This is a genomic window from Streptomyces sp. NBC_00102, assembly GCF_026343115.1.
In the GTDB taxonomy this organism is placed as follows: domain Bacteria; phylum Actinomycetota; class Actinomycetes; order Streptomycetales; family Streptomycetaceae; genus Streptomyces.
On record NZ_JAPEMC010000001.1, the window covers coordinates 6,277,848 to 6,292,866 of the forward strand.

The window sequence follows — 15,019 nt, forward strand, 5'->3', positions numbered from 1 at the left end:
CACCGCCCGGCGGCCCCTTCTCAACCCGGCCTGTGGAAGGACGCGCATGACCTCCCCCCGCATCTCCCGTTTCCCGTACGCGAAGGGCCCCGACGGCAGCCGCCGGCTCGGCTACGGCGCCGACTACAACCCCGAGCAATGGCCGCGGGAGGTGTGGGAGGAGGACGTCCGGCTGATGCGCGAGGCCGGGGTGAACACCGTCTCTCTGGCGATCTTCTCCTGGGCGCGAATCCAACCGAAGTCGGACAGCTGGGACTTCGGGTGGCTGGACGAGGTCATGGACCTGCTGCACGCCGGTGGCATCGGTGTCGACCTCGCCACCGCGACCGCCTCCCCGCCGCCCTGGCTGACCACCGCGCACCCCGAGATCCTCCCGGTCACCGCCACCGGCGAGACCGTCTGGCCCGGCGCGCGGCAGCACTGGCGGCCCACCTCGCCCGTATTCCGCAGCCACGCCCTGCGCCTCGTACGGGAGATGGCGACCCGCTACGCGGACCACCCGGCTCTCGTCGCCTGGCACGTCAGCAACGAACTGGGCTGCCACAACGTCTACGACTACTCCGACGACGCGGCCCACGCCTTCCGCGACTGGCTGCGCCGCCGCTACACCACGCTCGACGCCCTCAACCACGCCTGGGGCACCAACTTCTGGTCCCAGCGCTACGGCGACTGGGACCAGATCCTGCCGCCCCGCCTGGCGGGCTCGCACCCCAACCCGACCCAGCAGCTCGACTTCAAGCGCTTCTCCTCGGACGCCCTGAAGGAATACCTGCTCGCCGAACGCGAGATCCTGGGCGAGATCACCCCCGGCACCCCCGTCACCAGCAACTTCATGGTGATGAGCGGGACGAAGGGGATGGACTACGCCGACTGGGCGGACGCGGTCGACTTCGTCTCCAACGACCACTACGCCACCACCGGTCCGCACAGCCGCGAAGAACTCTCCTTCTGCGCCAACCTGACCAGCGGGATCGCGCACCACCGCCCGTGGTTCCTCATGGAGCACTCCACCAGCGCCGTCAACTGGCAACCCGTCAACCTGGCGAAGAGGCCGGGAGAGCTGGCGCGCGACTCACTGCTGCATGTCGCCCACGGGGCCGACGCCGTCTGCTTCTTCCAGTGGCGCCAGTCCGCGGCCGGCGCCGAGAAATACCACTCGGCGATGGTTCCGCACGCCGGATCCGACAGCCGGCTCTTCCGCGATGTGGTGGAGTTGGGCCGCACCCTGGAAGCACTCGCACCCCTGGGCGGCAGCGTGCGCGAACCCGCCCGGGTCGCGATCCTCTTCGACTGGGACTCCTGGTGGGCCAGTGAGCAGGACTCGCACCCCACCTCCCTCCTCGACTACCACCGCGAGGCCCTCGACTGGTACTCCGCGCTGCTGCGTCTCGGTGTGCGCGCCGACGTCGTCCCCGCGCACCGTACGGAGCTCGGCCCGTACGACGTCGTGATCGCCCCGGTCCTGCACGTCGTGCCGCAGACGCTGGCCAAGGAGCTCACCCGCTACGTCGAAGGCGGCGGGCACCTCGTCACCACCTACTTCTCCGGCGTCGTCGACGAGAACGACCACATCTGGCTCGGCGGATACCCCGGCGCCCTGCGCGACCTGCTCGGCATCCGCGTCGAGGAGTTCGGCCCGCTGCTCGACGGGGACACGGTCGGCCTCGATCCCGCCCCCGGTGCGGCCGGAGCCCTGACCGGCAGCCTCTGGACCGACCGGATCGACGTCGCCGGCCCCGACGTGGAGACCCTCGCCCACTACCGCACCGGAACGTACGCCGGACGCCCGGCCGTCACCCGCCGCCGCGTCCCGGACCAGGGCACGGCGACGTACGTCTCCACCCGCCTGGGCGCCGACGGCCTGGCCGCGCTGCTTCCCCGCCTGCTCGAACCGGCCGGCGTGACCAGTGAACTGCCCGAGCAGGCGCGGGGCACGGTCGAGCAGGTCGTGCGACGCGACGGCGCCGACCGGTACGTCTTCCTGGTCAACCACGGTGACGCCGAGGTCCCGCTGCCCGGGCTGACCGGCGAGGTGCTGGTCGGACCCCCGGCCGGTGAGACGTTCGCCCTGCCGCCCCGGGGGGTGGCGGTCCTGCGGCAGACGGTGGAGGCCCGGAGCGCGGTGTAGCGGCCGCAGTCGGCTCCCGGCCGGTCCGGGGCGGTGGGCCCGTCGGCCGGGGTGACCCATTCGCCCCGGCCCGGCCCGTGTGCATGGCTCCGTGTGGCACGGTCGTGAGAAAGCCCGCCCCGGACTTCCGGTTCACCCGTGCCGACCTTCCGGTCACGACTCCGACGGCGACGGTGCACGCGGCCCCGACCGCGACGGAACTGCGCGAACTCGCCCGTGCCGCACCGGAGGAACCGGCCCTGGCGTTCGCCCGGACGATCCTGCGGAACCCGACGACCAGCGGCGTGCTGGAACGCGGACGGGCGTTGCCCTTTCCCTCGTGCGCGCCGCCGAGGCTCACCACGGCTGCTGAGCGCCCGCCTTCCCCTCGGCCCCGATGCCGGCGATCAGGGTGTCCAGGCCGCGTTTGATGCGCTCCAGGTCCCATCCGCGTTCGGTGCGCTGGAAGGCGAACAGGCCCGGCGTGAAGGCCATCAGGATCAGGTCCGCCAGGTAGGCCGTGTCCACGTCGGGGGCGAACTCGGCGACCATGCCGGCGATCTGTCCGTGGTGTCGGCGGTAAGGGGCGCTGTGGTAGCGGCCGGCGGGCACGCTGGATTCTGCCAGGAGGAGCAACCCGGCGTTCGCGTCGACCAGTTGGGCCAGGCCGTGCAGGAAGGTGCGCAGCCGCTCGTGTGCCGACGGCGCCCTGTCCTCGCAGTGCCGTGCGAACGTGTCCTGGAAGCGGGTCTCGTTGTCGTCGATCAGTGCGTAGACGAGCCCCGCCCGGCTGTGGAACCGCCGGTAGACCGTGCCGACCCCGACCCCGGCTTCCTTGGCCACCGTGTCCAGCGACAGGTCCGCGGAACTGTCCGACGCGAGCAGGCGCCGGGCGGCGTCGAGGATGCGGAGGCGGTTGCGGGCGGCGTCGGCGCGCTCGGTGGGGGCGGTCATGCGGAGCAGCGTAGCGGAGAGCTCTCCGGTTACCCCGTGAAATCGGAGAGTTCTCCGCTTAGTGTCGTCGCATCGGACGGCGGCAGCGGCCGTCCCGTTCCGCGAGGTCGGTTCAGGCCTCCGTCGGCCGGCCCGATCCGACCGCGGGGTCCTTCCGTACGCCCGTACGGGAGCCGGGGAAGAACAGGAAGAGCGCGAGCACCGGCACCAGGTAGAGCAGCCACACGACGACCTGGACGACGGTCGGGTCGGGCTGGAAGTTGAAGACGCCCTTGAGCAGCGAGCCGTACCAGCTGTCCACGGGGATCGCGGTGTGGATGTCGAAGGCCAGGTTGTTCAGACCACCCAGGAAGTCGGCCTCCTGGAGGTCGTGCACCCCGTACGCGAGTACACCGGCCGCCACGACGACGAGCATGGCGCCCGTCCAGGTGAAGAACTTCGCCAGGTCGATCCGGACGGCTCCCCGGTAGAAGAGGTATCCGAGGACGACGGCGGTCGCCAGGCCGAGGATCACGCCGATGAGCGGACGGTGGGTCCCGTCGCTCGACGCCTGCACCGAGGCCCAGACGAACAGCGCCGTCTCCAGCCCTTCGCGCCCCACGGCGAGGAACGCGGTCACCACCAGCGTGAAGGTGCCCATCCGCAGGGCGGATTCGAGCTTGCCGTGGAGCTCCGACTTGAGATGCCGGGCGGTGCGCCGCATCCAGAAGACCATCCAGGTCACCAGGCCGACCGCGACTATGGACAGGGAGCCCCCCAGCGCCTCCTGCGCCTGGAAGGTCATCTCCTGGGAGCCGTAGGTCAGGGCGCAGCCGAATCCCAGCGCGATGAGCACCGCGACGGCGATGCCCGCCCACACCGGACGCAAGGCGTCCCGTCGGCCGGTCTTGACCAGGTAGGCGATGAGGATGCAGACGATCAGGCTGGCTTCGAGGCCCTCCCGGAGCCCGATCAGGTAGTTGCCGAACATGCCGTGGTCACCTTCTTGTTCTGTGTGGTGCTTCGGTGGGGGAGCGGTCGCCCCGGCGGGGCATCCCCGGACGCCCCGGGCGTTCCGAGGATGCCGGGGGCGTCCGGGGAAGTTGTCAGGCGCCGAACAGGGCGCGGCCCCACCAGTCGTCGGCGTCGTGGACACCGGGCGGGATCGCGAACAGGGCCGAACCGACGTGCTGGATGTACTCGTTGAGCGCGTCCTGCCGCGACAGCGCCCGTTGGATCGGGATGAAACCCGTGCGCGGATCGCGCTGGTAGGCGAGGAAGAACAGGCCCGCGTCGAGCCGCCCCAGGCCGTCCGTGCCGTCGGTGAAGGAGTAACCGCGGCGCAGGATGCGTATGCCGCCGTGCGAGTCGGGGTGGGCGAGCCGCACATGGGCGGTCGGCTTCATCCCCTTGAGGAACGGCTCGGCCCGCTCGGTGCTGCGGCCGGCCGGGGCACCGACCTTCTTGTCCCGGCCGAACACGTCCTCCTGCTCGCCGAGCGGCGTCCGGTCCCAGGTCTCGATGTTCATCCTGATGCGCCGGGCCACGAGATAGGAACCGCCGTCCATCCACGCGGGACCGTCGCCCGCTTTCGCCCAGACGTGCTTGTCGAGCGTCGCGGTGTCGGTTCCGGAGATGTTGTTCGTGCCGTCCTTGAACCCGAAGAGGTTGCGAGGGGTCTGCGACTCGGGGGTGGTGGAGGACGTCTTCCCGAATCCGAGCTGCGACCACCGGATGGCGACCTTGCCGAACCCGATCCTGGCCAGGTTGCGTATCGCGTGCACGGCCACCTGCGGGTCGTCGGCGCACGCCTGGACGCACAGATCGCCGCCGCTGCGCGCGGGATCGAGCTGGTCCCCGGAGAACTTCGGCAGGTCCGCCAGCGCGTCAGGCAGTTGGTCGCGCAGGTCGAACTTGTCGAACAGGGAGGCGCCGAAGCCCACGGTGAGGGTGAGCTGCGAGGCGTCGAGGCCCAGGGCCTCGCCGGTGTCGTCCGGCGGGGCCTCGGGCATCCCGCCGTACGCCCCCTCCCCGACGGTCCGTCCGGCCGTCATCCGGGCCGCCGCCCGCGTCCACTCCTTCAGGAGCCCGACGAGGGCGGCGCGGTCCTCGGTGGTGACGTCGAAGGCCGCGAAGTGCAGCCTCCCCTGGACCGGTGTGGCGATACCGGCCTGGTGGGCCCCGTGGAACGCGACGGCGCCGGCCCCCGACTCCCCGGTCCCCCCGGAGCGCGTGACGGCCAACGTTCCTCCCGCCGCCGCTGCCGCGCCCACCACCAGCCCCGCTCCGCCCCAGCCGAACAACGCCCGCCGGGAGGGAGGGGGCACACGGTGGTCCTCGGTCATCTCAACAAACCCTTCGCCTGGCCCAGGGGGCCGCCTTGCGCTGATCGCACGAATCCCGGCCCAGCGGGAACCGGAGGCTACTTGACGACCGCGGCCGCCAGCTTGGAGACCGGCTCGGCCAGGGCGTTCACCGCGTCCGACAGCTTCTTGCGGTCGGCGGTGGACACCTTGTCGTAGGAGACGAACTCGTAACTGGTGGCGTCCGGGCGGTACTGGTCGAGGAGCGTGTCCACCTTGGCGAACTGGGCGTCCAGCTCCGAGGTGAGGGCCTGGTCGCTCTTGGCGGCGGTCGGCTTGAGGAGCTCGTACGCCTTCTCGGCCCCCTCGATGTTGCCCTTGAAGTCGACGAGGTCGGTGTGCGAGTAGCGGTCCTCCTCACCGGTCACCTTGCCGGTGGCCACCTCGGTGAGCAGGTCGTTCGCCCCGTTCGCCATCGAGGCGGGGGTGATCACGGCCGTGCCCACGCGGTTCTGCCAGTCGGTCAGGTCGCTCAGCAGCTGCGTCGCGAGCTGCTTGTCCTCGGCGGTGATCTTCTTGTCCGCCCACAGGGACTTCTCCAGCCGGTGCCAGCCCGTCCACTTCTGGCCCTCCTCCAGGCCGTCCGCCCGGGTGTCGACCAGCGGGTCGATGTCGCCGAAGGACTCGGCCACCGGCTCGGTGCGCTCCCAGCCGAGGCGGGAGGGGGCGTACGCCTTCTTCGCCGCCTCCAGGTCGCCGGCCCGCACCGCGTCGGTGAAGACCTTCACCAGGGGAAGGGTGGCGTCCGCCTGCTCCTGTGCGTAGGTGCGGTAGGCCGCGACCGCCTTGTCGGCCTCGGGGTCACGCGCGGCGGTGTTCTCGCCGGTGACCTTCAGCGGCTGCCGGTAGCCCTTGCCGGTCATGCCGGGGATGCAGGCGATCTCGTACGAGCCCGCCTTGAGCTCACCCGTGACCTTGTGGGAGGTGCTGGGGCCGATGTTCTCCCGCTCGGCGGCTATCCGCCCGTCCGGGTAGAGGATCTCCACCTCGGTCACCTTGGAGCCCGTGCTGCTGATGTCGAGGACGACCTTGCCCGCGGCCGTCGTCTTCGCGGAGGTCTCGCACGCGTCGTCCCCGGCGGTCACCTTGATGGTCCGTCCGGCGTCCGCCTCGGAGTCGCTCTTCTCCGTGCAGCCGGTCAGGGCCGCGAGGCAGACGGCCGCCGAGACCAGGGTGACGGCGGAAAGAGGGGCAGCGCGCATGGCGGATCTCCAAGGTGTCAGGACAGGCCGAAGGGACCCCGTGCCCTCCGACGGAGGCCGCAGGGGTGAGGTGAGGCTGACCTAACTTATCCCCGTCGGCGGCGAAGGGTTCCGTGAGCGCATGTGATCTGCATCTCGTTCGAAGTGATGATTCGTCACCCGGTGAACGATTTCTCACGCTTTGGGATCGATGAAGTCAAGGATGCGCAAAGTTGCGCGTGATATAGGGGCTCGCGCATGTTGAATCGACGCCCGGCCCTTCCGTGATCGTCGGCGATCGACAGGCGTGCGTCTACTGGATTGTAGACGTAGGTGGGCGTGATCCGTACAGGAGGGCGGGAAAGCAGGGGACGGGCGCCGGTGGTGCGGCGGATCCGGATGGGACCGGGCGGGGACCGGCGACGCCTCCGCCCATGGCCCCCTCGCCCGGCGTGAGTTGTCCGCCCGTCGGCCCGTTTCCCCGGCATGAGTTGTCCGCCCGGCGGCCTGTTGGGCCCCCGGGCAAGGAGCGTCCGGCCCTCACCCTCGGCAGCCGGTCAGGACGCCTCCGCCGCGATGGGCTGTTCGGTCCAGATGGTCTTGCCGTCGTCCCCGTAGCGGCAGCCCCAGCGATCGGTCATCTGCGCGACCAGGAAGAGGCCGCGCCCGCCCTCGTCGGTGGTGCGGGCTCTGCGCAGGCGCGGCTGGGTGCTGGCGGGATCGCGCACCTCGCAGACCAGCGTGTCGTCGGTACGTATCAGCCGCACGTCCAGCGGACCTCCGGCGTACCGCACCGAGTTGGTCACCAACTCGCTGACCACCAGTTCGCTCGCCATGACGGTGAGATCGTCCAGCCCCCAGTCGTTCAGTCGACGGGACACCGCGGACCTTATGGAGGCGACCAGTTCGGGGCGGGCCGGTATCGACCACTGGGCGGTGTGCGCCGCGTCGACCGTACGCAGGCGTCCGACCAGGAGCACCACGTCCTCCGGCGGCCCCTCGGATCCCACGTTCCGCAGGACCTCGGCGGAGATCTCCTCCGGTTCCTTGCGGCGGCCGTCCTCCGCGACCGAGGCCTGCTGGAGGATGCGGGGCAGGGCGACCCGGGGATCGTCGTCGGGCCCGGTACCGAGCACCCGCAGAAGCCCATGGGTGTACAGGGCCACGAGCGTGCCGGGAGCCACTTCCCACTCGCTGACCTCGAACGGCGCTCCACCCTCACCCAGGGCGGCACCGGGGCGCACGGGCATCAGTACCGCCGGGCCCTCGGGAGGTACGAGCACCGGTGCCGTGCCGCCGGCGGCGGCCGCGACACAGTGCCCGAGGACGGGATCGTGCACGACATAGGTGCAGGCTGCACGGACGCGATGGTCTTCGGTGCCGGACTCGGCGTCGAGATGCTGGACCAGCTCGTCGAGATGCGTCAGCAACTCGTCCGGTTCCAGGTCAAGTTCGGCGAGGGTGTCCATGGCGCTCCGCAGGCGTCCCATGGTGGCGCTGGCCCGGAGACCGTGGCCGGCGACCGTGCCGGTGACCAGCGCGACCCGCGCGGAGGAGAGGGGGATGACGTCGAACCAGTCGCCTCCGCCGACGTTCCGGCGGCCTGCCGGGAGACAGGAGGCGAAGGTGGTCACGGCCGTGGAGTCCGTGGTCGCGGACGGCAGCAGCTGGCGCTGCAGGGCCAGTGCCGTGCGGTGTTCGCGTTCGTAGCGGCGGGCGTTGTCCAGAGCCAGCGCGGCCCGCGAGGCGATCAGTGAGAACTGCCGCAGATCCTCCTCGTCACCGGTCCACTCCGGCCTGCACCGCACGACGACGGCGAGGCCCAGTACCAGACCCCGTGCGCACAGCGGCATCATGAGCCTCGACCCGGCGTCCGCCGGGAGCATGCGCCGGGCCAGGGCGGGTCCCACGCTCCTGCTGAGCTGCTCCGCCGCGCCGTGATGATCCATCATCACGTCGCCCGTGCTGAACATCTCGCGCAGGCGTGGCACCCGCGCGGTCAGGGGCACCGCTTCGCCGATCTCGAACTGGCCGGGGTGGGCATCGCCCGCGGCGGCCGTCCGGATCATGCGGGGGCTCAGTTCCCCGGTGTCGTAGCGGGGAGGCTCGTCACCGTTGAGGACCTCCTCGGCGAGATCCACGAACGCCAGCCCGCCGACGCCGGGAACCAGCAGGTCGGCCAGGGCCCGTGCGGTCTTCCGCACGTCAAGGCTGTAGCCGAGGCGTTCGCCCGCCTCGTCCATCAGCGCCTGACGTCTGCGCAGTGCGCCGAGCTCGGATGAGTCGGTCACCTTGCACCTCCGTACCTGGGTACGAGCCACGGCCGACGGCTTGGGAGACGGATTCGGGGACGACGGGGGATCGGTGGGGGAGGGGGCGCGGCCGTGTCCCCCGTTTCAGTATGGGGCGAGACCGCCGGGCGGCATGTCGAACCCGGTCGCGCGCGACGGAACGGTGGCCAGGTGTCGTCGCAGGGTCGCTTTCCGTCACTGCCGGGGGAGTGGTCGGCCCGCTCCGCCCGGTGCTGCGCAACGCGCTCGTCCCCTCGCTCACCGTGCTCGGCGTGAAGGCCGGCCCCTGGTCAGCGGGGCCGTCGTCACCGGAGCAATCGTCGGCCTGCCCGTATGGGCATGCTCATCCCTCGCGGAGGTGGACGGTACTGACCGGTGGTGCGTCACGATCCGGGGGACCTCCCGACGTGTGCGACCCGTCGTGACCGTCCAGGAAAAGGGAGGGGCCGACGACGGCCCGCCCCACCGGGGCTCTGTAATGCACGAGTAACGCCCTCTGCCTAGCGTCCGGGCTCCCCGTACCGTTCCTGGAAGGGCAGCCCCCGATGCACCTGTCTCCACCGCCCCGGCGCAGAGCCGCCGTCTGGACGGCCGTCGCTCTCGCCGCGACGGCCATGCTCACCGCTCCGGCATCGGCGGCGGCCGCCGGCCCCACGACGTCCACGCCGTCCCCGAAGGTCGACTCCGCCCTGCTGACCGCCGTCGAAGGCGGCGGCGAAGCCACCTTCTTCGTCACGCTGAAGGACCAGGCGGACCTGTCCTCCGCCAAGAAGCAGAAGTCCCACGCGGCGCGTGCCAAGGCCGCCTACGGCGAGCTGCGCGCCCACGCCGCGTCCAGCCAGAAGTCGCTCAACTCTTTCCTCGACAAGGAAAAGGTGAGCCACGAAGGTTACTGGATCGCGAACACCGTCAAGGTGACCGGTGACCAGGACCTGATCAATCAGCTGGCGAAGCGCTCGGACGTCGCGAGCATCGTCAAGGAACGGCACTACCAGCTCGACGACAGCGAGACCTCCGACGCGAAGATCACCGCGTCGCGCACGAACCCCTCTGCCGCGGGCTCGTCGGCCAAGAGCGCCACGGACTCCTCCGCGAACGGTGACACCACCCCCGAGTGGGGCGTCGCCGACATCAACGCCGACGACGTGTGGAACCAGTACGACGACCGCGGCGAGGGCATCGTCATCGCCAGCGTCGACTCGGGCGTGCAGTACGACCACCCCGACCTGGTGGCCCAGTACCGGGGCAACAACGGCGACGGCACCTTCACGCACGACTACAACTTCTACGACCCGTCCGGGACGTGCCCCGCCGACGGCACCCCGTGCGACAACAACGGTCACGGCACCCACACGATGGGCACCATGGTCGGCAAGAACGGCATCGGCGTCGCGCCGAACGCCAAGTGGATCGCCGCCAAGGGCTGCGAGTCGAGCCAGTGTTCGGACGAGTACCTGCTCGCCGCCGGCCAGTGGATCCTCGCGCCGACCGACCACAACGGGCAGAACCCGCGCCCGGACATGGCGCCGAACATCGTCAACAACTCCTGGGGCGGCGACGACACGACGTTCTACCAGGACATCGTCGAGGCCTGGAACTCCGCGGGCATCTTCGAGGCGTTCGCGGCCGGCAACGACGGTGACGGCACCACCTGCTCCACCGCGCACGCCCCCGGTTCCCAGGTGACCTCCTACGGAGTCGGCGCGTACGACGCGAACGGCAAGATCGCGTCCTTCTCCGGTTTCGGTCCGTCGCTGGTCGACGGTTCGGCGAAGCCGAACATCTCGGCGCCGGGCGTGAACGTCGAGTCGACGTGGCCGGGTTCTTCGTACAACACGGAGAACGGCACGTCGATGGCCACCCCGCACGTCGCGGCCGCGGCCGCGCTGCTGTGGTCGGCGGCCCCGTCGCTGATCGGTGACATCCAGGGCACGCGGGACCTGCTCAACCAGGGCGCCCGTGACGTCGACGACACCCACTGCGGTGGCACCGCCGGCATGAACAACGTCTGGGGCGAGGGCAAGCTCGACATCCTCGCGTCCGTCGACAAGGCCCCGCACACCGCCGGCACCGTCAGCGGCAAGGTCACCGACAAGGCCACCGGCACCGCCGTCTCCGGCGCCATCGTCAAGGCCACCAACGCCACCTACGGCACCCGCACGGTCACCACGGGCGCCGACGGCACGTACCGCCTGTCGCTCAACCCGGGCACCTACGACTTCGCGCTCAGCGGCTACGGCTACGCGACCGCCCAGGTCACCGGCGTCGAGATCACCGAGAACCAGGCCCTGACGCAGGACGTCGCGCTCTCCACCGTCCCCTCGCACAAGGTCACCGGCACCGTCCTGGACGTCACCGGCAAGGCGCTCCCCGGCGCGACGGTCGAGCTGACCGGTTCCCCGGTCCCCTCGGTCACCACCAACGCCAAGGGCACGTACACCCTTCCGAAGGTCGCCGAGGGCGCCTACACCCTGACCGTGAAGCCGACCGTGCCGGTCCTGTGCAACGGCGTCTTCACCGGTGCCACCACCGTCGCCGCCGCCGACCTGACCAAGGACGTCCAGGTCCCGGCCCGCACCGACGCCACCGGCAACAGCTGTGCCCCGGCCGCCTACTCCTGGATCGCCGGTTCGAAGAAGGTCACCCTGACCGGTGACGAGGACGCCACGACGATCTCGCTGCCCTTCCCGGTGAAGCTGTACGGGGTCTCGTACTCCACGACCTCCGTCACCACCGACGGCATGCTGAACTTCCTGGCACCGCGCGTCGGTGACTACGCGAACACCACGCTGCCGACCGCGTACAACCCCAACGGCTTCATCGCCCCGCTCTGGGACGACCTGACGCTCGACAAGAAGTCGTCCGTCCAGACCGCCACCACCGGCACCAAGGGCAGCCGCAAGTTCGCCGTCGTCTGGAACGACGCGGCCTACGCGAACGGCACCACCGGGCGCGCCACCTTCGAGGCCGTCTTCGACGAGGCGACCGGCGCGGTGACCCTCCAGTACAAGTCGGTCGCGGACCTGGGCGCGGGTGCCACCGTCGGCATCCAGAACCAGGCCGGTACCGACGCACTCCAGTACGCCTACAACCAGTCGGTCATCACCGCCGGTTCGGCGATCCGCTTCACGCAGGGAGCCAAGTGATGAGAAGCCTCCACTCGCGGCGGGGCGTCCAGCTCGCCTCAGCCCTGGTCGCCGCCGGGCTCTGCCTGAGCATCGCGCCGCAGGCCCTGGCCGCCGACGACGGTGACGGCGTCCTGAAGCTGACGGCCGCCCAGGCGCAGCGGCTGACCGCCGATGTCGCCCTGGACCCGTACGGTGACGCGGCCGAGAACCAGGTCAGCCCCCAGGCCGAGGACGCGCCCACGTCCGGCGACAGCACGGACACGAAGCCCTCCGGCTCCGGTTCCTCGCTGGACGGCGCGTCCACCGACGCCGCCACGGACGCCGCCGCCCCGGTCACCTTCACCGGCACCTCCTCCCTGGAGGGCGTGCGGGGCATGGGCGCGACCGTGCCCGTCGGCAAGGACGGCGACTACTTCACCGTCCACAGCCGGGGCAACGTGCAGCTGCACTCCGCCGACGGCGAGTCCGTGTGGGAGCGCACCAACACCTCGTACTACGCGGACTGGCAGGTCAAGCCGCTGCGCCCGTGGCAGACCGAGCCGTACCCGGTGCGGATCATGATGGGCTACAACGCGGTCTCGCCGTTCACCCCGTCCTCCGACTCCGGCTACTCCACGGGCGACCTGACCGGTGACGGCGTCGACGACATCGTCTTCTCTGCGAGCGTCGGCATCGCGTCCTACCGTCCGTTCACCTCGCCGGGCTCGTCGCTGCCCAACGGCACCTTCGTGACCGTCCTCGACGGCAAGACCGGCAAGACGGTGTGGTCGAAGCTGTACGACTACGCCACCATGGTCAAGATCGTCGACGGTACGCTGCTCGTCGCCGACGCGCCCCGGATGAACATGAACTCGCCGGCCTCCGACACGGCGAAGCTGTACGGCATCCGCTTCTCCTCGGCGGACGGGAAGCTGACCCCGTCGTCCACGTGGACGTACGACACCGGTGAGACGGGCGACGCCGCCTGGGGCGACATCCAGGACCTCGGCAAGGGCAAGGTCGCCGTCTCCTGGGACCGCGCGATGACCAGCACGGTGGAGGGCCGGGGCCACACCCTCGCCCTGAACGTGGCGGACGGCTCGGTCACCTGGAAGACCGACAGCCTGCTCTACAGCCGTCAGCTGCGCGTCGACGCCGGCCGCAAGCGGCTCGTCGCCGTCGAGCAGTCCGACGTCAACGACGCGGTGACGTACGAGATCGCCGCGTACGACCTGAAGACCGGCAACCGTACGACCCTGGACAGCCGGGTCAACGTGCTGCCCACCGCCCTGACGGTCGGTGACCTCACCGCCAAGGCGGGCGACGAGTACGCGGTCGCCGAGTCCTCCCTGGACAACTACCTCCAGGTGAACGCCAACACGGTGCGCGTGGTCAACGGCGACGCACCCGGCAAGCTGCTCTGGTCGCAGACGACCAAGCGCGACGCCGAGAACAACCAGGACGGGCCGAACGTCTGGCGCCTCCAGGTCGCCGACGGCAAGCTCGTCGTCGCGGGCGACGACGACCGCATGATCTCCGGGTCGCAGAACGCGGGTGGCGAACGCTTCGCCGCGACGACCGTGTACTCGGGCAAGGGTGCCCTCGTCTGGCAGAACAAGGGCCTCGCCGGCGCGCCGATGTACCAGGACGTCTTCAGCGACGCCGAGGGCACCCATGTCCGTGTCATCGACCAGAGCCAGAACATCCGTACGTTCAAGCTCGGCAACGGCAAGCAGCAGAGCATCACGCCGCTCCAGGCGGACATCTCCTACGCGCAGACCGCCGACGTGAACAAGGACGGCAAGTCCGACGTGGTGATGGCCGGTTCGTCGGACGGCGTGTGGGCCTACTCCGGTCCCTCGCTCGTCTCCGGCAAGCCCGAGAAGCTGTGGCGCGCCACGGTTCCCGGCTCGGTGCACGACATGCAGAAGGGTGACGTCAACGGGGACGGCAAGGACGAGATCGTCGTCGCCGCCGACTCCGCCGTGGTCGTCCTCAACGCCAAGACCGGCAAGACGCTGGCCACCATCGACAGCGGCGGCCAGTTCGTCCACTCCGTCGAGCTCGCCGACCTCGACGGCGACGGTGAGAAGGACATCGTCGTCCCGACGAACACCCTGAACGCCTACTACGGCGACGGGCACAAGATCTGGTCCCACGCGGCGCCCGCGGCCGCCGGCGACGTGATCTTCTCCGACGCCTCGGTCCAGGACGGCAAGGTCTACGCCTCGTACTCCAAGGTCGACTCGCTCGACCTGGCCGACCCGGGGGCGACCGCGGTCGCGCTCAACGCCAAGACCGGCAAGACGAAGTGGAGCCTCGCGCCCGAGGCCCCGGCCGTGTCGACGGACGGGATCATCCACGCCGCGCTCACGTACAAGGGAACCTTCGCCTCCCCGGAGATCCCGTACGCGGACGGCCACGCGGTCGTCTACACGTGGGAGATCACCTCGCAGGCCGGCGTCGGCTCCACCGACGCCACCGGTCCGCACACGTACATGGAGATCCGTGACGGCCGCACCGGCGAGGTCGTGCACTCCACGACCATGGGCGGTCTGTGGACGCACGGCGGCTTCTTCACCGACGACGGCAGCCTCTACCAGGCCGGCACCTCGACCTTCCGGAGGTACTCCGGTGAGGGCACCGAGGACGCTCTGGCCTCGGTGATCGGCCAGACCTACAACGGCGCGTTCGCCACCGGACCCGGTGGCCGGAAGCTGCTCATCGCCGGCAGCGAGGGGGCCATCTCCGCCTACGCCGGGGACGCGGACTTCTTCGAGAGCGGCCAGTCCTTCCAGTCGACTCTCGGCGACGCCGACCTGATCGGCGCCCGGAACTTCCTGGCCGCCGACCTCGACGGCGACGGCACCGACGAGGTGCTCTCGCTCCAGGGCGACGACTACGCCCCGGACCGGCTCGCCGAGGACCTCGGCGGCCGTTACCTGGTCGACGACAACGGCATCCACCAGGTCGCCACCTACAAGCTCTCCTGACCGACGGGCTGACGCCCTGACGTGAAACCGACCCCCCGGGCCTC

Annotated in this window: 8 protein-coding genes; 3 read left to right on the top strand and 5 right to left on the bottom strand. The window is 70.4% G+C overall.

Going from position 1 to position 15,019, the window contains the following annotated elements; translation table 11 throughout:
* The first annotated feature begins 46 nt into the window (after positions 1-46).
* Positions 47-2,128, top strand: a complete 2,082-nt coding sequence (locus OHA55_RS27555) for a beta-galactosidase (RefSeq protein ID WP_266710353.1) — start codon at positions 47-49, stop codon at positions 2,126-2,128.
* A 336-nt stretch (positions 2,129-2,464) separates the two neighbouring features.
* Here the strand turns inward: OHA55_RS27555 and OHA55_RS27560 are convergent, their stop codons facing one another.
* From OHA55_RS27560 to OHA55_RS27580, 5 genes are all read right to left on the bottom strand, one after another.
* Positions 2,465-3,061, bottom strand: a complete 597-nt coding sequence (locus tag OHA55_RS27560; protein WP_266710354.1) for a TetR/AcrR family transcriptional regulator — start codon at positions 3,059-3,061, stop codon at positions 2,465-2,467.
* A gap of 112 nt (positions 3,062-3,173) precedes the next feature.
* A complete protein-coding gene (efeU, locus tag OHA55_RS27565; protein WP_266710355.1) occupies positions 3,174-4,031 on the bottom strand; it encodes an iron uptake transporter permease EfeU in 858 nt (285 codons plus the stop codon).
* Positions 4,032-4,146: 115 nt separating this feature from the next.
* Positions 4,147-5,385, bottom strand: a complete 1,239-nt coding sequence (gene efeB / locus OHA55_RS27570; protein WP_266710356.1) for an iron uptake transporter deferrochelatase/peroxidase subunit — start codon at positions 5,383-5,385, stop codon at positions 4,147-4,149.
* A gap of 77 nt (positions 5,386-5,462) precedes the next feature.
* Positions 5,463-6,605: an iron uptake system protein EfeO gene (gene efeO / locus OHA55_RS27575; RefSeq protein WP_266710357.1), complete on the bottom strand. Its 1,143-nt coding sequence runs from the start codon at positions 6,603-6,605 to the stop codon at positions 5,463-5,465.
* Between the two features lie 536 nt (positions 6,606-7,141).
* Positions 7,142-8,875, bottom strand: coding sequence for a SpoIIE family protein phosphatase (locus OHA55_RS27580; protein WP_266710358.1), 1,734 nt, complete (start codon positions 8,873-8,875; stop codon positions 7,142-7,144).
* Positions 8,876-9,420: 545 nt separating this feature from the next.
* On the opposite strand from OHA55_RS27580, the gene OHA55_RS27585 reads away from it, so the two are divergent.
* On the top strand, positions 9,421-12,021 hold the full coding sequence (locus OHA55_RS27585; RefSeq protein ID WP_266710359.1) for a S8 family serine peptidase: 2,601 nt from the start codon (positions 9,421-9,423) through the stop codon (positions 12,019-12,021).
* Positions 12,021-14,975: a VCBS repeat-containing protein gene (locus OHA55_RS27590; protein WP_266710360.1), complete on the top strand. Its 2,955-nt coding sequence runs from the start codon at positions 12,021-12,023 to the stop codon at positions 14,973-14,975. The genes OHA55_RS27585 and OHA55_RS27590 overlap by 1 nt, the downstream gene beginning before the upstream one ends.
* Positions 14,976-15,019 lie beyond the last annotated feature (44 nt).

Coding starts and splice junctions, on each gene's coding strand:
- efeU (WP_266710355.1), bottom strand. CDS start 4,031: ATGTTCGGCAACTACCTGATCGGGCTCCGGGAGGGCCTCGAAGCCAGC.
- OHA55_RS27585 (WP_266710359.1), top strand. CDS start 9,421: ATGCACCTGTCTCCACCGCCCCGGCGCAGAGCCGCCGTCTGGACGGCC.
- OHA55_RS27590 (WP_266710360.1), top strand. CDS start 12,021: ATGAGAAGCCTCCACTCGCGGCGGGGCGTCCAGCTCGCCTCAGCCCTG.
- OHA55_RS27560 (WP_266710354.1), bottom strand. CDS start 3,061: ATGACCGCCCCCACCGAGCGCGCCGACGCCGCCCGCAACCGCCTCCGC.
- efeO (WP_266710357.1), bottom strand. CDS start 6,605: ATGCGCGCTGCCCCTCTTTCCGCCGTCACCCTGGTCTCGGCGGCCGTC.
- OHA55_RS27555 (WP_266710353.1), top strand. CDS start 47: ATGACCTCCCCCCGCATCTCCCGTTTCCCGTACGCGAAGGGCCCCGAC.
- efeB (WP_266710356.1), bottom strand. CDS start 5,385: ATGACCGAGGACCACCGTGTGCCCCCTCCCTCCCGGCGGGCGTTGTTC.